Consider the following 21,150-nt stretch of genomic DNA (forward strand, 5'->3'; position numbering starts at 1 on the left):
GATCATTGCATCGTTCGGGAAATCGGTTCTGATATATCCCGGATCAATCACCAGCGGGTTTATAGGGGTTTTTGCACGGAATTAGAAGCGTTGTGTTATGTTCACGGCGTCTGCGAATAACCTGCAGTCTGGCACGGCTATCAGTTGTCGGAACGTGATCACGTTAAGGGTCCTGGTCACAAGATGTCGGGTGCATCACAAAACAGGCCTTTAACGCTTACATTCATTTGTTTGCATCCTTTTCAACCGCGCGAAAAGGTCTTAAATTTCAAGGTTGAGGAAACCATAACTCTGTCTGGCAGGGGCACGCCAATAACATGTTCATAATGTCAATCGAGCCATCCCTGTCCCGGCGCAGTCTTGTCAAGTTGCGCAAACGGCTTGCCGCCTTGACGCTGACGGGTGTGTTTGTCCTGCTGTTTTCCTTCTTCTTCATTCAGAAAACGCTTTATGACAGCGCGGTCGAGCACGCCAGTGCCCAACTTGAAGCAACCGCCTTTCGGTTGGGATCGATGTTGTTGCTTCATAATGATGTCGACCTGCAAAAGATCGTGGCGGACAATTCCGATATTACCGTTGGTCTGCTTGATAACCAGCTTAATCAGATCAAGGGCTTTATCCCGCCGCATCTGATCGGCGATCTGGGCGACTATATCAGCACCCAACAAACTGATCGCGATTCCCTGGTCTGTGTTCACAGCAGCGAAGTCATGGTTCTGGCCTATAGCAAACTGCCACAAATCAACCGGATCGTGGTCGCCTATACGCCGCGCAGCGCGCTTTTGAATAACTGGCGCGATGCTTTTATCCTGCACGCGCTGATGTTTGTCATGGCGATGACCATTCTTTGTGGCCTGGCGGTCTGGTTGTGGCATCGCCTCAAACGGCAGCACATGCGTGCTGCCAATCTTGCCGAACATTTCAGCGATACGGAAAATACCTTGGCGGAATGTGGCTGTGCCGTGATCAGCTGGCCGGCGGAGACCACCGACGGAAAACTGACGGCACAACTGAACTGGCCGGAAATCCTTGGTCCGACAGCCGAAAACATCGAACCAACCATGACGGATTTTCTTGATCGGTTGTCACCGGAATCCCGCACAAAGCTTCGCGGACCGCTGATTGACAATGTCTGGCAAGATGCCCGGATTGGCACCATGGTCGATATTCGCACTGCCAAAAACCAGATGCAGCGTTTCTATCTGATGGCGCATCGCTATAGCGAGGACAATCGGGAATTTATTTCGGTTTTGCTTCTGGAAACTGCTGCTCAACAGGAGCTCTGCCATCCGTTTGAAACCTACCTGCGTCATACACCGGAACCAGCCATTGTGGTCAATCAGGATGGCATCCTTAAGGGGTTTAGCCCCGCCCTTGAAGAGCTGATGGGGTTGCCGGTGCATGACATCGTCAACAAACCTTTCTTTATGCTGTTTGTTCCCGAGGACCAACAAACCGCGATGACGGCCATGCGCCAGAAAAACGGCACTGCGACTATCAGTGATGGCAAATCAATCCTGCGCGTACTCGACCGCAAGGGCAATGTTCGCTGGCTGGCGTGGCATTGCGTGGGTCCATTTGACGAGATGATCTTTTGCAGTGCGCGGGATGTGACGGAGTTTGTCGAAAATGCCAACAAGCTGCGCGATACACTTGATCAGCTCAAACGCAGCAACGAAGACCTCGAACAATTTGCCTATGTGGCGTCCCACGATCTGCAGCAGCCGCTGCGCATGGTTGCCAGCTATACGCAACTTCTCAAGCAGCGTTACAGTGGCAGCCTTGATCAGGAAGCCGACGAATATATCGACTTTGCCGTCGATGGTGCCAAGCGCATGCACAAGCTGATCAGCCACCTGCTTGAATATGCCAAGACCGGAACCCGCGAAGATTTCGCACCAATTGACTGCAATCAGGTGCTAAACGAGGCGCAAGCGGACCTCAAGGACGTGATTGGCCGTGAACACGCCACCATCACGCATGACGATCTCCCGACCGTCAAAGGTGACCGGATTGCCCTGTCGCGGCTGTTCCAGAACCTTTTATCCAATGCCATCAAGTATCGCCGCCCTGGCGTATCACCGCACATATCCATTACGGTCGAACCCGACCCGGTGATGCGCGACTATTGGCGTTTTTCAGTCCGCGATAACGGCATTGGCATTCACCCCGAGCATGCACAACGGATTTTCCGCCTGTTTCAGCGCCTGCATAAGGACGAGTTTTCCGGAACGGGACTTGGCCTTTCTCTGTGCCGCAAGATCGTTGAACAGCATGGCGGCCGTATCTGGCTTGATACCAGCCGGCCGCTCAGTGACCCGGGCACGACCATCATCTTTACGCTTCGGGTTTACCACGCCGAGGCATCACGCATTGGGCAAAACAATCCTTGAACGTCTCAGCACATGGCAGCATGGCAAGCATATTGCTTGAGACTGAGGGTTAGACCGGCAGACAGGTAAAAGCTGCCCTGTGCCTGTTATGGAGCGTTAGATGTTCAAGACCATGATCCTGTTCCGCCCTGTATTCAAATCTGTTCCGGTGATGCTGGCTCTTTTGGCGCTCAACGCATGTGGGTCGGACATGCGCACCATGAATGACAGCCACATGCAGAAACTGGCTTATTATTTTGCCGAACATGAACCGGGAGAGCCGCTGCCGCGGGGCTGGCGCCGGCTGGATGGTGCAGAAATCAATTACCGTTTTGCAAACGAAACATATGCCGTCTATTCAATTGACGAGGACGAGCAGCTTCTGGTCATGCATCTTTATGACGATGGTACAGGTCGACTGGAAGCCGATGATGATCGTGAACGTTGCGAATGGAACAGCATGGTCGATCAGCTGACCATCGAATGCGACGACACCGATATGGAATGGCATGTCTTTACCAATGGGCCGGATCTGATCGCGCTTGATCTGGATGAGGACGAATACGCCATCCTGCGCAAACGCCCCGGTCGGTAAATTTGACCGATGGTCCACAAACAAAACGGGCTGCCCAACATTGGAGCAGCCCGTTTTTATTCGTATCTTTGGCGAAAGATCAGGCGCGCAAAGAGCCACCCGTGGCTTTCTCAACCGCTTCGACAACCTTTTTGCAGACCGCTTCGATTTCTTCTTCGGTCAGGGTTGCCTTGGTCGGCTGCAGCGTGATCGAGAAGGCGAGTGATTTCTTGCCATCCTCAATCCCCTTGCCAGCATAAAGGTCAAAGATCGTCACATCCGTGATCAGATTGCGATCGGCACCTTTGGCGGCCTTGATGATCGCCTCTGCCTTCACAGCTTCATCAAGCAGGAAGGCAAAGTCGCGTTCGACCGACTGGAAGCTTGAAGCGTTCAAAGCCGGACGGGCCGTGCCCTTTTTCTTGGGCATCGGTACGTTTTCAACAAACAGTTCAAACGCCACAACACGACCTTTGACGCCAAGTGCCTTAAGCACCTTCGGATGCAATTCGCCGAAATAGCCCAGAACATTTTTCGGACCCAGCTGCAGGGCTGCCGAACGGCCCGGGTGATACCATTCCCGTGCACCGTCGGTATTGACCTGAACATTGGCGGCATTGGTACCCAGTGCTTCGATCAGGGCTTCGGCATCGGCCTTAACGTCAAAGACGTCGACATCTCGGCGTGAACCGGTCCAGCTGCGCGGGGTTTTTGCACCGGAACGCAAGCCTGCGGCCACCAGACGCTGATCGCCCGGCTGATCGCCAAAGAATTCCGGACCCACTTCAAACAGTGCCAGATCGGAAAAACCACGGGCTTGGTTACGACCGGCCGCCGCAATCATGTTGATCAGGGCGTTCGGACGCATGATATCAAGGTCAGAACTGATCGGGTTCGCCAGATACAGACCGTCTTTGAGTTCACCAAACAGCTTGGCCCAACGCGAGTCGGTAAATGACCAGGTCACGGTTTCATAAAGACCGCGCGATGCCAGAACGCGGCGGGTCAGGCCAACGCGTTTCTGGAACGGCGATAAGGCCGGAATCGGCAAGCTGGTTTCACGCTCCAGCGGGACGGTCGGGATTTTGTCATACCCGACAATGCGCAAGACTTCCTCGACCAGATCGGCTTCACCGATGATGTCCGGACGCCAGGTCGGTGCGACGGCGGTAACGACAGGTGCAGAACCGCTAACCTCAAAGCCCAGCGATTTCAGGATTTCAATCGCACGATCTGCTTCAACGGCAACGCCGCCCAGCTCACGAATACGATCAATGCGCAGATCAAAGGCGTTACGCGGATTTGGTACTTCGCCAGCCTTAACGACATGGGATACTTCACCCCCGCAGATCTCGGTGATCAGATGAGTGGCAACTTCCATGCCCCAGGCAACCGACTGCGGATCAACGCCACGCTCAAACCGATAGCGCGCATCGGAATTGATCTGAAGCTTACGACCGGTCTTGGCAATGCTGATCGGATCAAACAGTGCGCATTCGACAAACACATTGGTCGTTTCTTCAAGGCAGCCAGTTTCTTCACCACCGATGATGCCACCAATGCCCAGTGCCTTTGCCTGATCGGCAATAACCACCATGGAGTCGGAAAGCGCGTATTCCTTGTTATCAAGGGCTGCGATCTTTTCGCCATTGGTCGCATAACGCACGTTGATGTCGCCCGACAGTTTGTCGGCATCAAACACATGCAGCGGGCGACCAAGGTCATGAGTAACAAGGTTGGTGATATCCACCAGAGTGGAAATCGGACGCAGCCCAATGGCTTCCAGACGGGCTTTCAGCCATTCCGGGCTTTCGGCGTTTTTCACACCACGGATGTAACGGCCATAGAAGGCCGGAACTGCATTGTTGGCAGCAATATCGCCGCTAATCGTAACGCCAATCGGGCTGTCAAACGCACCAGTAACCGGCTCTTGGCGCGGATCGGCCTTAAGCGTTCCGATGCCCGCAGCCGCCAGATCGCGGGCGATCCCGCGAACACCGGTACAATCCGGGCGGTTCGGCGTCAGGCCGATTTCAAGGATCGGATCATCCGCACCAAGGACAGACGCAACCGGTGCACCGATTTCGGCATCTTCAGGCAGTTCGATGATGCCGTCATGGTCTTCACCAAGGCAAAGCTCGCGGGTGGAGCACATCATGCCCTGGCTTTCAACACCACGGATTTTGCCCGGCTTCAGTTTTGAGCCATCAATCGGAATGATCGCACCCGGCTGCGCCAGGGCAACCTTGATGCCGGTACGGGCATTCGGCGCACCACAAACGACCTGAATGATTTTGTCGCCGGTATTAACGCGGCAAAGCTTCAGGCGGTCAGCATCCGGATGTTGTCCGGCTTCTTCAATGTGGGCGACACGGATGTCGGCAAGGGCTGCCGCGCGGTCGGTCACGCCTTCGATTTCAAGACCGATATCGGTCAGTTTTTCTGCAACCACCTCAATCGACGCATCGGTATCAAGGTGCTGTTTCAGCCAATTCAGTGTGAATTTCATAATCTCAGCCCCTTACCATGTTCGGTACATCCAGCGGCACGAAACCATAATGTTTCAGCCAGCGCAGATCGGTATCGAAGAAGGTGCGAAGATCGGGAATGCCGTATTTCAGCATGGCGATACGTTCGATCCCCATACCAAAGGCAAAGCCCTGATATTCTTCCGGATCAAGACCACAGGCGCTCAGCACGCGCGGATGAACCATGCCGCAGCCCAGAATCTCCAGCCAGTCGTCGCCTTCACCAATCTTGAGCTCCCCACCCTTGCGCGAACAACCGATATCCATTTCGGCACTCGGCTCGGTGAACGGGAAGAAGCTTGGGCGATAGCGCACCGGCACATCATCAAGTTCGAAATAGGTTTTGACGAACTCAAGCAGGCAACCCTTGAGGTGACCCATATGGGTTTTCTTGTCGATCACCAGACCTTCGACCTGATGGAACATCGGCGTATGGGTCATATCGCTGTCAGAGCGATAGGTGCGACCCGGCGCAATGATGCGGATCGGCGGAGTTTTGGACTGCATGGTCCGGATCTGCACCGGCGAGGTATGGGTACGCAGCACAAGGCGCGATCCATCTTCCTGTTCGGGCAGATAGAAGGTGTCCTGCATTTCACGCGCGGGGTGTTCCGACGGAATGTTCAGTGCGGTAAAGTTATGGAAGTCGTCTTCAACATCCGGGCCTTCGGCCAGGGCAAAGCCCATTTCGCCAAAGATCGAGACGATTTCATCAATCGTCTGGCTGATCGGGTGAATGCGGCCCGCGGTTTCATCCGGACGCGAGGACAGGGTGACGTCAATCCGCTCGCCCGACAGACGCGCCTCGAGGGCGGCATCTTCAAGGGCAGTTTTACGGGTTTCGATTGCGCCAGCGACCTGGTCCTTGACAGCATTAAGTGTCTGACCAAATTCACGACGCTGGTCAGGGTCCATCTTGCCAAGGTTTTTCATCAGGCCGGTAATGCGGCCTTTCTTGCCAAGGGCGCTGATGCGGACGTCTTCAAGCGCGGTAAGATCCGCTGCCTTTTCGACTTCCGCCAGAACCTCTTCGCGCAATGCTTCGATGTTTTCCATAACTTCCGACGCTTTGGCTTGGGTTTAAAAATCACAAAAAGAAAAGGGACGGCCAATATGGCCGCCCCTGATCAAATCAGGCAAGTGCCGATGAAACCTTTTTACAAAGGTTTATCAGTCCAGTGCAGCCTGCGCCTGGGTGACCAGAGCTTTGAAAGCTTCCGGCTCACGCACTGCGATGTCGGCAAGAACCTTACGGTCCAGTTCAACACCAGCCTTTTTCAGGCCATTCATGAACTGGGAATAGCTCAGACCGTTCTCACGTGCGCCAGCGTTGATACGCTGAATCCAGAGCGAGCGGAACTGGCGTTTCTTAACGCGACGATCGCGGTATGCATACTGCAGACCTTTTTCCACAGCCTGAACGGCGGTGCGGAAAGTATTGTTGCGGCGACCGCGGTAACCCTTGGCAGCCTTAATAACCTTGCGGTGACGAGCGTGTGAAGACACGCCCCCTTTTACACGAGCCATTTAACTCTCCTTCAACCTTAACCGTACGGCAGGAATTTTTTGACGATGCGGGCATCTGCGTCACAGAGAATCTCCGTGCCACGTGCCTGGCGCTTCATCTTGGTCGGTTTCGCAGTCAGAAGGTGGCGCTTGTTTGCCACGTTGTGACGGACTTTTCCGCTGGCGGTCAGGCGAAAGCGTTTTTTCGCACTCGCTTTGGTCTTCATCTTGGGCATTTTTCTATCCTTGCAAAAGCAATGAAAACGAAATCCCCTACGGCGGCTGGGCATGCCCTGAAGGATCTATATAAACCTTCCAGCCTCACCACCTGTTTTGGGGACGGGTGGTTATAGACTCCGACTTTACCTTTTTCAAGGGCCAATTCAGCCCTTTCCCCTTGCTTTTTGGGACATTGAGCCGCCATTGTGCGCAGGCACCACTTTTTCAGACCCAATCCATCATCGCGCATTTTGCCATCTGACTGATCACATGTCGCAAATCACATCAATCATTTTGCCATTCTTTGCACTGATCGGCCTTGGCTGGATTGGCGGCAAGTTCAAGATCGTATCACCCGACGGGATGCGCGGCATCAACGGGTTTGTGTTCTATTTTGCGCTGCCCGCCCTGTTGTTCAAGGCACTTGCAACCCGAAGCCCGTCAGAGATTTGGCAGCCTGACATCATCGTCGCCTACGGCGGTGGTACTCTGGTGGTTTATGGCATTTCGCGGATCATCGCCTCACGCGTGTTCCATCTTGATCCAGCCAGCCAGACGCTGTTTTCCTTTGCCGGAACCATGGGCAATGTCGGCTTCATGGGGCTTCCGCTGATCATCGGGTTACTTGGCCCACTGGCGACTGTGCCGCTGATTGTCGCACTTGCAGTTGATTTGATTGTGATGTTGCCGCTCTCGCTTTTGTTGCTGGAAGGGACAAAGCACGCCAAGGGCAGCCAACCGACAGGCAAGATCATAAGAGGTACCCTGACGAACCCTGTTGTGCTTGCAATTATCATCGGTGTGCTTGCAAGCTTGCTTGATCTGGATTGGCCCGACGGCGTTGACTACTTGCTGGACTTGTTGGGGCAAAGTGCAGGCCCGGCGGCATTGTTTGCCATTGGCGTTGCGCTGGTTGGGCGACCGATTGCCGAAAAGCGCGCCGAACTTGCCACCATGTCGGTTGCCAAACTGATTGTGCACCCCATTGCAGTATTTATCGGGTTTTGGATTGTTGGCTCGGCAAGCGGGCTTGAAACAAAGGCCGTCTTGTTACTGGCAGCTCTTCCGACAGCGGGAAATGTGTTCGTGATAGCAACGACCTATGACCGCTATATCGTGCGCAGTTCGTCGATCGTGCTGGTGACCACCGCACTTGGCGTGGTCAGCTTTTCCATCTTCTCGGTCTATATTGAGACGATTGCCGGGTGGCTTGGCCATTAAAAGGGCCGGAGCAGCCTGAGATCAGCAAGAATGGCCGAAAACATCATGGGCTTCAGGCAACGGTCAGATAGCGGTCTTGATAGTGTGTGCCCTACCGATCCATTTTTCGATTCGGCTCATCAGTTTTTCGCGATTGATCGGTTTCAACACGAAATCATTGCCGCCGGCGGCAACACCACCCCGCAGGTCTTCTTCCCCCTGACGCGCCGTGACATAAATGATTGCGCAGGCCAGATCGGGAAACTGGGTCCGGACATTGATCGCGGTCTCGAACCCGTTCATGTCAGGCATCATGATATCCATCAGGATGATGCGCGGACGTTTGGTCATGAGAAGTTTAAGAAGATCCTTGCCAGAGGAAACACCCTGAAACGTGAACCCGCCGCTTTCGACGATTCGTTTCAGAAGAACCAGACTTTTGGGGTCATCATCGACGCCCACGATCAAAAGATCATTTCCGACTGGCATGGCATTCCCTCTTTGGCTTGAACCTTGGGGTAAAAGGCAAAACGCCGCGTCTTAACGCGGCGCCAGTACCATAATCATAACACGGCCTTCCATCTTTGGCATCATCTCCGGTTTTGCGAGGTCCTCAAGGTCCCCCGAAAAACGCTGGAGCATGCCAAGACCGAGGTCCTGGTGAGCCATCTCACGTCCGCGGAAACGCAACGTGACTTTCACCTTGTCTCCACCGCCAAGAAACTTCTGCGCAGCACGCAGTTTGACGTTGTAGTCATGGATATCGATGTTCGGACGGAGTTTGATCTCCTTGACCTCGATAACCTTCTGTTTCTTTTTGGCCTCGTTTTGCTTCTTGCTTTGTTCGTATTTGAACTTGCCGTAATCAATCAGCTTGCAAACTGGCGGCTCGGCATTCGGAGCGACTTCGACAAGATCAAGTCCAGCTTCCGCTGCCATTTCAATGCCTTCACGCACCGTCATCGGGTCGGACATGTTGCCTTCAGAGTCAACAACACAGATGGAACGGGCTTTGATATCCTCATTGACGCGCGGACCTTCCTTGGTCGGCTGCATCGGTTTGCGTGGTCGTGCTATGGATAATCTCCTATGGTCATCAAACAAATCGGTTAGAAACAGAAAAACACGCAAGGACGTTCAGGGATGTTTTCCTTGAAACCTGACCTAGCATATCCACGTGCGTTCAGAAAGCAATGATTTTAGGCAATTACAGCGCCCTCAAAGCGCCATTTTCCGCGCCTTTGTCCGAGATCGCCAAATTACACTGAAACCTGAATTTTTAGTCTGTCAAATCGAGACGTTCGCGAATGACTTCCATCACCCGGTTAACGGTGAGTTGGCGCAGATCACTCTCGCGTACAATACTGACTGCATTCGGCCCATGACCGCGCGGCGCACTGAGTTTCGGATCTGAGTCACGCGAAAACAATACAACTGATGGTGCTCCAGCAGCGGCGGCGATATGCATTGGCCCTGTATCATTGCCAATCGCCAAAACCGAACGCGCTGCAAGCGATGCAATATCAAGAAACCCGGTACGACCCATCAGATTGCGTGCCTTCGGGCACATCTGATCAATCCGGTTCAGAACATCTGCTTCGCTATTGGTTCCGATCAGAACCGGGGTCAACCTATAGTCTGCCAGTTTCTTGGCAAGAAGACCGAACCGCTCAGCCGGCCAGCGTTTTGCCGGGCGATGCGGTGCACCACCTGGACAGATCAGGACAAACGGGCTTCGAATGCCAAAGCGGTCTAGGTCTATATCGGGCCCCGAAATGTATGGTGCTGGAACATCCTTGATACCGGCATCAGCAAGCTGGTCCGCATGTCGATCAATCGTATGCATATTTGAGCGCTCAGAATTGGCATGTGGATGAGAGCACCCACGCGCAATCCCTGACCATTCCGGCTTGGGTCCCGGCCAAAACAGCTTGTAGTAAAATCCGGACCGATCCGAGGTCTGCAGATCATAAACCCGATCAAAATTACCGTTCCGCAAAAACCGGCGCAGTGCCAAGACTTCGCGCAACTGGCTCAGCTTCGGGCGACGGTCGATGGCAATTGAGTCAAAAAAGCCACTGGACTTCATCAGATCAACATAAGGCCGCGTGGTCAGCACCGTGATATGCGCATCTGGATGGGCGGCACGGATGGCCGCAAACGGACCCATCGCCAAGACAACGTCGCCAAGCGCAGAAAGTTTGATGACAAGTATGCGTTTGCGCTTGGACTCTTCCGTCCCTTCCACAGGCTGTTCATCAACCCAGAAATCATCAGGATTCACGGACATGCTTTCGGTTTTATTGTCGGTCATGCGGCGTTCCCGATGACCCGTTTCAGCGTCTTGGCATAGACATTTAGTGTCCGCTCAGCCATTTGTTCCAAAGAGAATTCTGCAATCACATGATCCCGTCCCTTTATCGCCAACTTGGCGCGCTTTTCAGGTGTCAGGCTAAGAACCTGAACCAAAGCACGGGACAGTTGATCAACCTTGCCTGGACTTACGAGCCAACCAGTTTCGCCGGGCAGTACAGTTTCCATCGCCCCGCCATGCGCCGTAGAAACAACTGGCCGCCCCATTGCCTGCGCTTCAGAGGGGATACGACCAAAAGCCTCCGGCTGAGTTGACGGACAGGCCACGACATCAGCAAGCATGTATGCTGCTGGCATATCGTTGCAGTGGTCTACAATGTGCACAACATCCTCAAGACCCAGCTTATGCGTGATCTGCAAGACCTCTTCGCGATAGCCTGTGCGGCCCTGATCGGATCCAACAATCAAACAGCGAACCTTCCGGTGTCCAAGTGCCTCAAGAACGGCCGGCAGTGCCTTTATCAGGAAACCATGCCCCTTCCAGCGCGTGATACGCCCCGGCAACATGATGACATATTCCTCACCATTCAAACGCCATTGGTTGGAAAGCGCAATCAGGCGTTCCTGACTGACATTTTCCGGATTGAACAAATCAACATTCGTCCCACGCGGGACGATATTGAGACGATCCGGATCGACCTTGTAATATTTGTTGATGTGATTGGCGATGTGCTTGGAAATCGCGATCACCTGATCACCCATGGTCATGATCGCGTTATAGCGGCGCTTAAACGGGTTGTTGTATCCGGAATAGGTGCCGTGGAAGGTCGTCACAAACGGAATGCCGGTCTTGCGCGCCGCAAAATAGGCACTCCAGGCCGGGGCGCGCGAACGGGCATGAATGATATCAACACCCTCTTCGCGGATCAGCTTGACCAACGCATCGATATTCTTGCGCATGGTCAGAATATTTTTTGATTTAAGCGGCAGGGTGATGTGCTTGGCACCAAACCGATCAAGTTCACGTTCGAGCCGACCGCCCTGGGATGCGACAAGCGCCTTGCCTCCGCCATCGACAATTGCGCGCGCGATATCAACTGTTCCGCGCTCCACACCACCGGCATCAAGTTCGGGAAGCACCTGTAAAATAACGGCAGGCCGATAGTCCCCGCCTTGCGCTTGGGGCTCTGATCGATAGACTGTTTCTGTCATTACTTCTGACGCGCTCATGCAACTCCAACCACCAACACCCAAGGACAATTGCCCCGGATGACCCATGACTTGCCAACGCCACAGCCTGCAAAGCCCGAATATCTCAACCGTCCAGATGGCTTAAAAATCGCATACCATCACGTGCCGGGCAAGCCATCTGACGTACAGGTGCACAATACACCCGGTGTAATGTTTCTCGGCGGGTTCATGTCAGACATGACCGGCACCAAGGCAACCCACCTTGAGGCGCACTGCATTCGGCAGGGGGTGGCTTATACCCGCTTTGATTACACTGGTCACGGACAATCGTCAGGCAAATTTGCCGACGGCACCATCGGTCAGTGGGCACGTGATGCCATTGCAGTTCTTGATGAAATCACCTCTGGCCCGCAGATTCTTGTCGGCTCTTCGATGGGCGGCTGGATCATGCTTCTCGCAGCCCTCGCCCGACCGGAACGCATTGCCGGGTTGGTTGGCATTGCTGCTGCCCCCGACTTCACCGAAGACCTGATGTGGGCGCAGTTCAGCGAAGAACAGAAAAAGACCATTATGGATAAAGGCGCGCTGATCGAGCCGACCGAATATGGCGATGATCCATACACGATCACCCGCGATCTGATTGAGGATGGCCGCAATCAGCTTTTATTGCGCAAGCGGATTAATCTGAAATGCCCGGTCCGGCTGGTTCAGGGCATGCAGGACCCGGATGTACCGTGGCAGACAGCGATCCGCCTGACCGAGGCGCTGGTATCTGAGGATGTCCGTGTAGATTTGATCAAGACCGGTGATCACCGCCTTTCGGAGCCAGATCAGCTTGACGTGATCACCAAACATATCGACGAAGTGATCGCAAAGACGACGGGATAATGCGCTATCTCGCATAAATTACTTATGCCGATAGACGATCAGGCCAAAACGACCTGATCGTCTTTTATTTTCACTGCAACCGGTTCAAGCATATCACCCGTGCACGGGCCGGATAAACATTCACCGTCCTCGATGCGAAAGCGTGCGCCATGGGTCGAACAGATGATTTCATCGCCAAAGTCGCTGATGAATTCATCTGGTTCCATATCCAGTGGTACACCGATATGCGGGCAGCTGTTGATATAGCCAAAGACGTCGTCACCACTGCGCACGACAAAAATGCCTGTGCCGCCAAGATTAAGACCCTTTGCGCCGGTGGCATCAAGATCGCTAAGCGCGCAAAGGACCGTTCCCGCCGCAGGAAGGTCACTCATGGGTCGACCCCGCCCATCTCGCAGATCGCAGCCCAGGACGCTTCATCAATCGGCATGACCGACAGACGCGATTGCTTGAGCAAGGCGAGATCAGAAAAGCGCGGATCGGCCTTGATATCGGCAAGGGTCACTGGCGTTTTCAGCGGCTTGACTGTCTCGAAATCAACCTGAACAAACTTGCCCTTCTCATCGGTCGGATCCGGGTAATATTCGCGCACCACTTTAACAATCCCGACTATGCGTTTTTCATTGACCGAGTGATAAAAGAACGCCTTGTCGCCGATTTTCATTGCGCGCAGGTTCTTGGCTGCCTGATGGTTCCGCACACCATCCCAGCCTTCAACACCCTTCTTGACCTGATCGTCCCACGACCAGCTTCCCGGTTCGGTTTTGACCAGCCAATACGCCATGGATCAGAAGACCTTCTTGAACGGGCGAATAACAACAGATTCGAACAGGCCAGCCTTGGCATAAGGATCATTGGCAGCAAATTCGCGCGCATCTTCGATGGCATCAAACTCGATGATAAAGACCGAACCATTCATGCCTTCCATATCGGGATCAAGGGTCGGACCAGCCGCAACGATGCGATCAGCAAAACCGCCTTTGATATAGGCAAGATGGTCTTCGCGGTTGGCCTTGCGCACATCAAGGTGGCCGGGCTTGTCAACACAACGGATGTAGAAATGCATGGACTGTTTCCTGCTACTTTATGGGATCAATGACCGTAATGTGACAGATGGTTCAGCCATTCTCAAGCCGAACCAACACTGTGCCAATCCGCGATGTGAAAAATCAGTCGGCCTTTTCAAGCTCGTCACGGAACGGGCGCTGCAGCAGGGCATTAATTGTGCTGCGCAGATCCGCATCGTGATTGGCGACCTGATCAACAGCCGTACAGATCGGCATTTCGACACCATATTTGCTGGCAACGGCGGTGATGGATGCCGCGGTATGCACGCCCTCAGTGACGGAACGGCGTTCGGCCAGAATGTCCTGTGCCTTGCGACCTTCGCCCAGTGCGACGCCAAAGGTGTAATTGCGTGACAACGTGCCGGTGCAGGTCAGGGTCAAGTCACCAAGACCGGCCAAGCCCAGCATGGTTTCAACCCGGCCGCCCATAGCAACCGCCAGACGTGACATTTCGGCAATACCACGGGTAATCAGGGCTGCACGGGCGTTGTCACCCAGTTTCAGTCCGGCCACCACGCCACTGGCAATCGCCAGAACGTTCTTGATCGCGCCAGCCACCTCAACACCAGCTACGTCGGTACTGAAATAGGGGCGGAATTCCGGCGTGCCGATCAACTCCACCAGCCGTTTGCCCAAGGCACGGTCTTCACAGGCCAGCGTGATTGCGGCTGGCAGGCCGATCGCGACCTCCTTGGCAAAGGTCGGGCCAGACAAAACCGCTACCGGCACGTTTCCAAGGGTTTCGGAGACCACCTGTGCCATCAGGGCACCGGTTTCCTTTTCAATGCCCTTGCAGCAAATTACCGCCGGAAGCTGATCTGGCCAATGCGATGACAGCTTGATCAGGGTCTCACGCAAATGCTGTGCCGGTGTCACCAGCAAAACCGCATCAGAATCGCGCAGACCTTCGTAATGTGTGGTTGCCCGCAACGCCCCCGGAAGCTCTATACCCGGCAGGTAAAGATCGTTCTCACCTTTGGTGTTGATCCGATCAGTCAGTTCTTCATTGCGCAAAATCAGTTCAACGTCTTCACCGGCCCGCACAGCCTGCACAGCCAGAGCCGTTCCCCAAGCACCGCCACCCACAACTGTAATGCGCTTTTTCATGATGTTTGTCCGGCAAAAATGAAGTTGTTTCGAGGATCGGCAAATACGTCAAACGCGGCAGATGGACCTTACGCCTTGACCCCGGCACCCGGGCGTTTGGGGGCCTCAGGATCCAGTGGCCAGCGCGGACGCGGCTTGAAATCAAGATCATCGCGTTCACCCAGACGGAATCGCTCCAACCCTGCCCAGGCAATCATCACGGCATTGTCGGTACAAAGGTGAAGCGGTGGCGCGACCAGCTCCATCCCGGCCTGATCGGTCAGTTCCACAAGACGCCCACGCAGATACTTGTTGGCCGCAACCCCGCCGGCAAGCACCAGCGTTTTGCCGCCGGGGTAATCGCGCATGAATTCAAACACGGCATTGCGCGCGCGATCAATCAGGGTGTCACCCACCGCACGCTGGAAAGATGCAGCAAGGTCGGTTTTGACCTCATCGGTTTGTTGTTCGACCGGGAAGCCATCCAGATAGGTCCGAACAGCTGTCTTGAGACCCGAGAAGGAGAAGTCACACCCTGGCCTTCCACGCAACGGGCGCGGCAAACCGAACCGGTTCGGATCACCCTTGGCGGCGACCTTTTCAAGCGCGGGACCACCGGGATAGCCTAGCCCCATCATCTTGGCGGTTTTGTCAAACGCCTCGCCGACCGCGTCGTCAATGGTGGTGCCGATGCGCTTGTACTTGCCAACACCCTCGACGATCAGGACCTGACAATGGCCACCGGACACCAGCAACAGCAGATAGGGAAAGGCGACGTCATCGGTCAAACGCACAGTCAGCGCGTGACCTTCCAGATGATTGACGGCAAGAAAAGGTTTTTGGGCGGCAAAGGCAATCGCCTTTGCCGTCATGGTACCAACCATCACGCCACCGATCAGCCCCGGCCCCCCGGTGCAAGCAACGGCATCAAGATCATCAAAATCAACACCGGCATCATCCATGGCCTCGGCCACCAGACGATCAAGATGTTCAAGATGGGCACGTGCGGCAATTTCCGGCACCACACCGCCATAGGGTCGATGATCGTCAAGCTGAGACAGCACACGGTTTGCCAGAATTTCGCGCTTGTCGTTCACGACAGCAGTGGCCGTTTCGTCACAACTTGTTTCGATACCCAGAACGATCATGATCCTGATCCGTTTTACCAACTCTGCCGACACGGACGGCAATCGGAATCCTATTACAGGTGTGACGATGATGTAGCGGAAAGTTCCTGCGCTTTCCACCCCCGTGCAGCGCAAGTGCCATATGCAGTTATCGCGCTTCACGAAGGCAGCGAAAATTTTGAACCGCGACCTAAATCAATGCAGCCCAGTTTCGAGCGATTACAATAACCGAAAATTCAGCCTGTTGCCGGTGGCACTAGGCTGCCCGCGGACCTTGTTTTTAAACAGTTTTAAGACTAAGACTTCACTCATGACAGATACAGCAAAACTTCGCATCGGTACCCGCGGTTCGCCCCTGGCTTTGGCACAGGCGCATGAGGTCCGTGACAAACTGGCAAATGCCCATCCGGAACTAGCCGAAGAAGGTGCAATTGCCGTCACCGTGATCACCACAACCGGCGACAAGATCCTTGATCGCGCCTTGTCGGAAATCGGCGGCAAGGGACTGTTTACCAAGGAAATCGATGACGCCCTTCTGGGTGGCGAAATCGACCTGGCTGTTCACAGCATGAAGGATGTGCCAACTGTTCTGCCCGATGGCATGATCCTGCCAACCATCCTGCCGCGCGAAGATGTCCGCGATGCATTTATTTCGCTGAAATACAAAAGCTTTGCCGAAATGCCCGCCGGGTCCGTGATCGGATCGGCCAGCCTTCGTCGTCAGGCCATGATCCTGAACAAATATCCCGACCTCAAGGTGGTGACGTTCCGCGGGAATGTGCAAACCCGTTTGCGCAAACTCAGCGAAGAACAGGTTGATGCCACACTTCTGGCAATGGCGGGCCTGAACCGTTTGGGGCAGCCCGACATCGCCACAGCCCCGATTTCCGAAGACGATATGTTGCCGGCAGTTGCGCAAGGCGCCATTGGCATTACCATCCGTGAAGATGATGCACAGTGCAAAAAATGGCTTGCTGCGCTTCATTGCGAAACCTCTGCCATTCGCGTGGCAGCAGAACGTGCAGCGCTTAAGGCACTTGATGGATCATGCCGCACCCCGATCGCAGCACTGGCCGAGTTTCAGGATGATGGCAGCCTGCGCCTGCGTGTATCGATTGTGCGCCCGGACGGCAGCGAACGCCTTGATACCGAACGCATGGTCGCCAAACCCGATATCGCAACAGCGATGGCGGCTGGCACGGATGCCGGTGAAGAACTCAAGCAACGTGGCGGACCGGACTTCATTACCGCCTGACTAGAATCAGGACCCTAGGCAACAGACAGGGACGCAGATGGGACCCTTGGTGCTAAATACCCGGCCCGATACCGACTCTACCGACCTTTTGGCAGCACTTGATAAGCGCGGCTATCGTCACCTGTCTGCGCCAATGCTGAATATTACCTTTCCAGTGCCCACAGGCCCGCTTGATATCAAGAAATACCAAGCGGTGATTTTCACATCGGCGAACGGGGTCCGGGCATTTGCCAAACTGACCGGGGATCGGTCGCTTCCTGCCTATTGTGTTGGTGACGCAACGGCCAGAATGTGCGCCACATTTGGCTTTGATGATGTTTATTCGGCTAATGGTGACATCAACGATCTGGCAACGTTAATTCGCAAAAAAGTTGATCCTGCACATGGACCACTTTTCCATCCAGCCGCACGTAAAACGGCGGGTGATCTTGGCCAAATGCTTTTGACTGATGGATATGAAGTCGATCGGCAAACCGTTTATGAAGCACACGAAAGCAATTCGGTCCCAGAAGACGTTTTAGAGGCGCTTCGCAATCATCATATTGAAGCTGTTTTATTTTTCTCTCCCCGCACTGCGGAAACCTTTGTTAAGCTGGTCCGCAGCTATAAGCTGGAAAGAGACTTGTCCGGAACAAGCGCGATTTGCCTAAGTCCGGCGGTGCAATCGAAGATATCCGATCTTACATGGTATAGAACACGCGTTGCATCACAACCGACACAAGAATACCTTCTTTCCGAGCTAGGGTCCCTGTCGTAATGGCTTCCTGCGCCTGACGCCGTTTTGGGAATAACCGCAAACTGCAATGGTCTGATCGTGAAAACACCAGAAACGCCAAAAACCAATGCTTCCGCAAAATCGGCCGACACCAAAGAGTCGTCCGACACCATTTCCGTCGACAGCAAAGGCAATGCGAAATCGTCCGCCAAAACGGCCGATACCGGCACAACTGCCAAATCCAGCGTGCCAAACTCAGGTACGATCAAATCTGGTGAAACCACTGCGAAAAAGGACGGCGGCCCTGCGGACAAAACCGCAAGCAGCACAACTGCCGCAGCAACCGATACGTCAAAACCCGACACCAAAGCCGCTGACGATAAAAAGACATCTACAGCGAAATCAAGCGCGCCCGCAAAACAGAAAAGCGGCGGTGGCAAAGCGCTGTTTTTGTTTGTGATCATTATCGTCGGTGCCCTGGCCGCAGGCTGGCTGACACGCGCAATCTGGTGGCGCGATGCAGAACCGGTTCTGACCCAGTATGTACCAAGCGACATTCTTGCCGAAATCGCACCTGAGGGCTACGGCCCGGATGCGACCAATGGCAGCGAGATTACAGTCACCAACACCCCGTCAGACAATGGTTCATCTGATGGTGCAACGCCTCCTGCCCCCAACGAAGATGCCGCCATGGCCGAAAAGGATGACGGCGTGTTGGCAACCGAGGGGATGCTTCCAACTGTTACGGATGAAAGCGCCTCTACAGCGAACTCAAACCCCATCCCGGATGGATCTGTTGTCATTGACCCGGACCTGACCGAACGCCTTTCGCGTCTGGAAGGCACGATTGATGCGCTTCGCGAACGTCTGAACAATGAACGTGGCGATACGCTGAACAACACGGTTGCGCGCCGCATGGCAGAGATCGAAACCCGTACCGCCCCGATCGAGGAACTGGCACGGGTCGAAAGCGAACTGGCTGGTGTCGCCAATGAAATGCGCGAGCTGTCTGCTCGCCTGTCAACCATGGAGGAAGAAATCCGTGCGACCAGCGGTCTGCGGGTTGAAAGCCGTGGTCAGGCTATTGCCATGGCCGTGACCATCCTGCGCGATGCCCTTCAACGTGGTGGACCGTTCGTGATTGCCCTGAACCAGCTTGAACGCAGTGCAGGCGATGACGAAGTCATTGAAGAACAGATCGCAACCCTGAAACCGTTGGCAGATCAAGGCGCGCCGACCCTTGAAAAACTGCGTCAATCTTTCCCGGCGATGGCACAGGAAGCAGTTGCAGCTGCCACAGATGATCATTCGGGCAGTGTCCTTGATGCGACTTGGGCCAACATCAAGAAGCTGGTTCCGATCCGGCGCGTTGATGCCGCAGGCGAAGAGTCGCTTGAAGGTCGTCTGGTTCTGGCGGAAAACGCGTTGGCGCAGGATGATCTTGATGCCGCCGTTGCCGCCCTTCAGGGGGTCGAAGGTGACCATGCCGCGGCTGCGGTAAGTGACTGGCTTGAGGCTGCCGAAAACCGTCGGACCCTTAATCAGGCAATTGCGACGCTGAGTTCTCATGCGATTACCATTCTGACCAGTACCAGTTCGGAGGGCAGTCAATGATCCGCCTTCTGATATTTATCCTTATTACAGCAGCGCTGGTTTTCTGCACCGTCTGGTTTGCCGATAATCCGGGCCGCATGACGATTGTCTGGCTGGGATATCGCTTTGACGGATCGATTGGCATGGTCGCGCTGGGCCTTTTGGCGCTAACCGCCGTGCTCGTTCTACTGTGGCGCGGCTGGACAATCATTGCCAATTCGCCGGGCTGGCTTGGCCGTCTGCTGGGCAGCCGTCGTCGCAAGAAAGGCCAGCAAGCCCTGACCATGGGATTGCTGGAACTGGCGTCAGGCGATGTGCGCCAGGCGCTGAAACATACCCGTGCGGTCGACCGGTATCTTGAAGACGATACCCTGACCCGGCTTCTGACAGCACAGGCGGCAGAATTGGACGGCAATAATGACGCCGCCAAGCGCCAGTTCGAGGCCATGCTGGAAAAACCCGACTCCGCATTCTTTGGGCTGCGGGGCCTTTTGCAATTGGCGTTGAAGGCCAATGACCGCGAAGCCGCCCTTGATTATGCGGAACGGGCACACCGTCTGCGTCCACGCAATCCGGCGGTCATCGTTACACTGTTTGACTTGCTGCTGACCTCAAGACGCTGGGACCGGGCGCTTAGCCTGTTGGTTGATGCAGAAAAGGCCGCCGTCTTTAGCGAAAACGAACTGACACATCGCCGTGCACTTTTGATCACGGCCAAGGCAGAAGGCGCGATTGCCGAAGGCGAAAACGCAGAAGCCACCAAGCTTTTGCGCAAGGCGCTGAATTCTGCACCCGATTTCACCGGTGCAGCTGTGCTTCTGGCCGGGCTCTATCGTGATCTGAAACAGGATAACAAGGCACGCGACGTCGTAATGCAAAGCTGGGGCACGGCGCCGTCGGCAGCATTGGGTGCGATTTTCCGCGAAACGCTGACCGGCGATCCATTGGCAAAAGTCAAAACGGTCGAAAAACTTGTCGCGACCAACCCTAGTCATGTCGAAAGCCAGATTGTTCTGGCCGAAGCAGCGCTTGAAGCCGATCTTTGGGGAATTGCGCGCGGCAACCTTGAAAAGGCCATGGCCACCAAGGCAGAAGCCCGGCATTACCGGCTGTTGGCCGATCTTGAACTGCGTGAAAATCAGGATGGCGCGAAGGCCCGTGAATTGCTGATCAAGGCAAGCCATGCCAACCCGGATCCGGATTGGCGTTGCGGGGCCTGCGGGGCCGAAACTGACCGCTGGGTTGTTTCCTGCCCGTCCTGTCATTCATTTGGCAGTGTCGACTGGCGCGCACCGCTTCGTGTTCATCAGGATGACGCCGCCAAGGAAAACGCAGAACCGGAAACCGCAAAACCGTCTGCGATTACACAGACTGGCGTCCTGATTGATCAGGATACAGATTCGGATGGCGCCAAAGATGGCAAGGCAACCGTCCAAGCCTGATGTTTCGTTCTGATGCAATCAACACAAAACCCCGCAAGGCTGCCTTGCGGGGTTTTGCTTTTAAAGTCCGAAAC

21 protein-coding genes are annotated in these 21,150 nt (G+C 54.7%); 8 read left to right on the forward strand and 13 right to left on the reverse strand.

Annotated features, from left to right (window positions below; genetic code table 11):
* Window positions 1-317: 317 nt before the first annotated feature.
* Window positions 318-2,393 carry a sensor histidine kinase gene (locus TH4_RS04415; protein ID WP_064780090.1) on the forward strand — a complete coding sequence of 692 codons (2,076 nt, stop codon included), beginning with the start codon at window positions 318-320 and terminating at the stop codon, window positions 2,391-2,393.
* A 100-nt stretch (window positions 2,394-2,493) separates the two neighbouring features.
* Complete coding sequence (locus TH4_RS04420) at window positions 2,494-2,967, forward strand: hypothetical protein (protein WP_064780091.1); 474 nt, start codon at window positions 2,494-2,496, stop codon at window positions 2,965-2,967.
* A gap of 79 nt (window positions 2,968-3,046) precedes the next feature.
* Here the strand turns inward: TH4_RS04420 and pheT are convergent, their stop codons facing one another.
* The 4 genes from pheT to rpmI form a co-directional block, all read right to left on the reverse strand.
* Window positions 3,047-5,455, reverse strand: coding sequence for a phenylalanine--tRNA ligase subunit beta (gene pheT, locus TH4_RS04425; RefSeq protein WP_064780092.1), 2,409 nt, complete (start codon window positions 5,453-5,455; stop codon window positions 3,047-3,049).
* Window positions 5,456-5,459: 4 nt separating this feature from the next.
* Window positions 5,460-6,530: a phenylalanine--tRNA ligase subunit alpha gene (gene pheS, locus TH4_RS04430; RefSeq protein ID WP_064780093.1), complete on the reverse strand. Its 1,071-nt coding sequence runs from the start codon at window positions 6,528-6,530 to the stop codon at window positions 5,460-5,462.
* A gap of 114 nt (window positions 6,531-6,644) precedes the next feature.
* Entirely contained in the window at window positions 6,645-7,001 is a 357-nt protein-coding gene (gene rplT / locus TH4_RS04435) for a 50S ribosomal protein L20 (RefSeq protein ID WP_008888574.1), read from the reverse strand.
* A gap of 17 nt (window positions 7,002-7,018) precedes the next feature.
* A complete protein-coding gene (gene rpmI / locus TH4_RS04440) occupies window positions 7,019-7,216 on the reverse strand; it encodes a 50S ribosomal protein L35 (RefSeq protein WP_008888575.1) in 198 nt (65 codons plus the stop codon).
* A gap of 253 nt (window positions 7,217-7,469) precedes the next feature.
* Between rpmI and TH4_RS04450 the strand changes: the two genes are divergently transcribed.
* Complete coding sequence (locus TH4_RS04450; protein WP_064780095.1) at window positions 7,470-8,420, forward strand: AEC family transporter; 951 nt, start codon at window positions 7,470-7,472, stop codon at window positions 8,418-8,420.
* Window positions 8,421-8,483: 63 nt separating this feature from the next.
* On the opposite strand, the gene TH4_RS04455 is transcribed toward TH4_RS04450, so the two are convergent.
* The 4 genes from TH4_RS04455 to TH4_RS04470 form a co-directional block, all read right to left on the reverse strand.
* The gene (locus tag TH4_RS04455) at window positions 8,484-8,888 is read right to left on the reverse strand and encodes a response regulator (RefSeq protein WP_064780096.1); all 405 of its coding nucleotides are present in this window, start codon (window positions 8,886-8,888) and stop codon (window positions 8,484-8,486) included.
* 51 nt (window positions 8,889-8,939) lie between these two features.
* Window positions 8,940-9,455: a translation initiation factor IF-3 gene (gene infC, locus TH4_RS04460; RefSeq protein ID WP_008888578.1), complete on the reverse strand. Its 516-nt coding sequence runs from the start codon at window positions 9,453-9,455 to the stop codon at window positions 8,940-8,942.
* 223 nt (window positions 9,456-9,678) lie between these two features.
* Window positions 9,679-10,713, reverse strand: a complete 1,035-nt coding sequence (locus TH4_RS04465; protein ID WP_083996973.1) for a glycosyltransferase family 9 protein — start codon at window positions 10,711-10,713, stop codon at window positions 9,679-9,681.
* The gene (locus TH4_RS04470; protein WP_245227736.1) at window positions 10,710-11,942 is read right to left on the reverse strand and encodes a glycosyltransferase family 4 protein; all 1,233 of its coding nucleotides are present in this window, start codon (window positions 11,940-11,942) and stop codon (window positions 10,710-10,712) included. The genes TH4_RS04465 and TH4_RS04470 overlap by 4 nt, the downstream gene beginning before the upstream one ends.
* 39 nt (window positions 11,943-11,981) lie before the next feature.
* On the opposite strand from TH4_RS04470, the gene TH4_RS04475 reads away from it, so the two are divergent.
* Window positions 11,982-12,791, forward strand: a complete 810-nt coding sequence (locus tag TH4_RS04475) for an alpha/beta hydrolase (protein WP_064780097.1) — start codon at window positions 11,982-11,984, stop codon at window positions 12,789-12,791.
* Window positions 12,792-12,829: 38 nt separating this feature from the next.
* Here the strand turns inward: TH4_RS04475 and TH4_RS04480 are convergent, their stop codons facing one another.
* The 5 genes from TH4_RS04480 to tsaD all read right to left on the reverse strand — a co-directional run bounded on the left by TH4_RS04480 (window position 12,830) and on the right by tsaD (window position 16,092).
* Window positions 12,830-13,165: a Rieske (2Fe-2S) protein gene (locus tag TH4_RS04480; RefSeq protein WP_064780099.1), complete on the reverse strand. Its 336-nt coding sequence runs from the start codon at window positions 13,163-13,165 to the stop codon at window positions 12,830-12,832.
* Entirely contained in the window at window positions 13,162-13,575 is a 414-nt protein-coding gene (locus TH4_RS04485; RefSeq protein ID WP_064780101.1) for an EVE domain-containing protein, read from the reverse strand. Before TH4_RS04485 ends, TH4_RS04480 begins: the two co-directional genes overlap by 4 nt.
* Window positions 13,576-13,578: 3 nt before the next feature.
* Window positions 13,579-13,857, reverse strand: coding sequence for a YciI family protein (locus TH4_RS04490; protein ID WP_008888584.1), 279 nt, complete (start codon window positions 13,855-13,857; stop codon window positions 13,579-13,581).
* 103 nt (window positions 13,858-13,960) lie between these two features.
* Window positions 13,961-14,965, reverse strand: a complete 1,005-nt coding sequence (locus TH4_RS04495) for an NAD(P)H-dependent glycerol-3-phosphate dehydrogenase (protein WP_064780103.1) — start codon at window positions 14,963-14,965, stop codon at window positions 13,961-13,963.
* A 68-nt stretch (window positions 14,966-15,033) separates the two neighbouring features.
* Window positions 15,034-16,092 (reverse strand): tRNA (adenosine(37)-N6)-threonylcarbamoyltransferase complex transferase subunit TsaD, encoded by a 1,059-nt coding sequence (tsaD, locus tag TH4_RS04500; RefSeq protein WP_064780105.1) that lies wholly within the window; start codon window positions 16,090-16,092, stop codon window positions 15,034-15,036.
* 289 nt (window positions 16,093-16,381) lie between these two features.
* Between tsaD and hemC the strand changes: the two genes are divergently transcribed.
* Genes hemC through TH4_RS04520 form a run of 4 tightly spaced genes read left to right on the forward strand, consistent with a single transcriptional unit; the run spans window position 16,382 to window position 21,076 of the window.
* Window positions 16,382-17,326: a hydroxymethylbilane synthase gene (gene hemC, locus TH4_RS04505; protein ID WP_064780107.1), complete on the forward strand. Its 945-nt coding sequence runs from the start codon at window positions 16,382-16,384 to the stop codon at window positions 17,324-17,326.
* Window positions 17,327-17,363: 37 nt separating this feature from the next.
* Complete coding sequence (locus tag TH4_RS04510; protein WP_064780108.1) at window positions 17,364-18,083, forward strand: uroporphyrinogen-III synthase; 720 nt, start codon at window positions 17,364-17,366, stop codon at window positions 18,081-18,083.
* A gap of 57 nt (window positions 18,084-18,140) precedes the next feature.
* Window positions 18,141-19,655, forward strand: a complete 1,515-nt coding sequence (locus TH4_RS04515) for a COG4223 family protein (protein WP_064780112.1) — start codon at window positions 18,141-18,143, stop codon at window positions 19,653-19,655.
* Complete coding sequence (locus TH4_RS04520) at window positions 19,652-21,076, forward strand: heme biosynthesis protein HemY (protein ID WP_064780113.1); 1,425 nt, start codon at window positions 19,652-19,654, stop codon at window positions 21,074-21,076. Before TH4_RS04515 ends, TH4_RS04520 begins: the two co-directional genes overlap by 4 nt.
* Window positions 21,077-21,150: the final 74 nt, after the last annotated feature.

Origin of the sequence: Thalassospira tepidiphila MCCC 1A03514, assembly GCF_001662875.1 — a bacterium.
In the GTDB taxonomy this organism is placed as follows: domain Bacteria; phylum Pseudomonadota; class Alphaproteobacteria; order Rhodospirillales; family Thalassospiraceae; genus Thalassospira; species Thalassospira tepidiphila.

What these genes read in the sequence shown, in the direction of transcription:
- TH4_RS04475 (WP_064780097.1), top strand. Translation starts at nt 11,982, where the DNA reads ATGACCCATGACTTGCCAACGCCACAGCCTGCAAAGCCCGAATATCTC.
- pheT (WP_064780092.1), bottom strand. Translation starts at nt 5,455, where the DNA reads ATGAAATTCACACTGAATTGGCTGAAACAGCACCTTGATACCGATGCG.
- rplT (WP_008888574.1), bottom strand. Translation starts at nt 7,001, where the DNA reads ATGGCTCGTGTAAAAGGGGGCGTGTCTTCACACGCTCGTCACCGCAAG.
- TH4_RS04420 (WP_064780091.1), top strand. Translation starts at nt 2,494, where the DNA reads ATGTTCAAGACCATGATCCTGTTCCGCCCTGTATTCAAATCTGTTCCG.
- TH4_RS04490 (WP_008888584.1), bottom strand. Translation starts at nt 13,857, where the DNA reads ATGCATTTCTACATCCGTTGTGTTGACAAGCCCGGCCACCTTGATGTG.
- TH4_RS04520 (WP_064780113.1), top strand. Translation starts at nt 19,652, where the DNA reads ATGATCCGCCTTCTGATATTTATCCTTATTACAGCAGCGCTGGTTTTC.
- TH4_RS04485 (WP_064780101.1), bottom strand. Translation starts at nt 13,575, where the DNA reads ATGGCGTATTGGCTGGTCAAAACCGAACCGGGAAGCTGGTCGTGGGAC.
- TH4_RS04495 (WP_064780103.1), bottom strand. Translation starts at nt 14,965, where the DNA reads ATGAAAAAGCGCATTACAGTTGTGGGTGGCGGTGCTTGGGGAACGGCT.
- tsaD (WP_064780105.1), bottom strand. Translation starts at nt 16,092, where the DNA reads ATGATCGTTCTGGGTATCGAAACAAGTTGTGACGAAACGGCCACTGCT.
- TH4_RS04415 (WP_064780090.1), top strand. Translation starts at nt 318, where the DNA reads ATGTTCATAATGTCAATCGAGCCATCCCTGTCCCGGCGCAGTCTTGTC.
- infC (WP_008888578.1), bottom strand. Translation starts at nt 9,455, where the DNA reads ATGCAGCCGACCAAGGAAGGTCCGCGCGTCAATGAGGATATCAAAGCC.
- rpmI (WP_008888575.1), bottom strand. Translation starts at nt 7,216, where the DNA reads ATGCCCAAGATGAAGACCAAAGCGAGTGCGAAAAAACGCTTTCGCCTG.
- TH4_RS04450 (WP_064780095.1), top strand. Translation starts at nt 7,470, where the DNA reads ATGTCGCAAATCACATCAATCATTTTGCCATTCTTTGCACTGATCGGC.
- pheS (WP_064780093.1), bottom strand. Translation starts at nt 6,530, where the DNA reads ATGGAAAACATCGAAGCATTGCGCGAAGAGGTTCTGGCGGAAGTCGAA.
- TH4_RS04480 (WP_064780099.1), bottom strand. Translation starts at nt 13,165, where the DNA reads ATGAGTGACCTTCCTGCGGCGGGAACGGTCCTTTGCGCGCTTAGCGAT.
- TH4_RS04470 (WP_245227736.1), bottom strand. Translation starts at nt 11,942, where the DNA reads ATGAGCGCGTCAGAAGTAATGACAGAAACAGTCTATCGATCAGAGCCC.
- TH4_RS04510 (WP_064780108.1), top strand. Translation starts at nt 17,364, where the DNA reads ATGGGACCCTTGGTGCTAAATACCCGGCCCGATACCGACTCTACCGAC.
- TH4_RS04455 (WP_064780096.1), bottom strand. Translation starts at nt 8,888, where the DNA reads ATGCCAGTCGGAAATGATCTTTTGATCGTGGGCGTCGATGATGACCCC.
- hemC (WP_064780107.1), top strand. Translation starts at nt 16,382, where the DNA reads ATGACAGATACAGCAAAACTTCGCATCGGTACCCGCGGTTCGCCCCTG.
- TH4_RS04465 (WP_083996973.1), bottom strand. Translation starts at nt 10,713, where the DNA reads ATGACCGACAATAAAACCGAAAGCATGTCCGTGAATCCTGATGATTTC.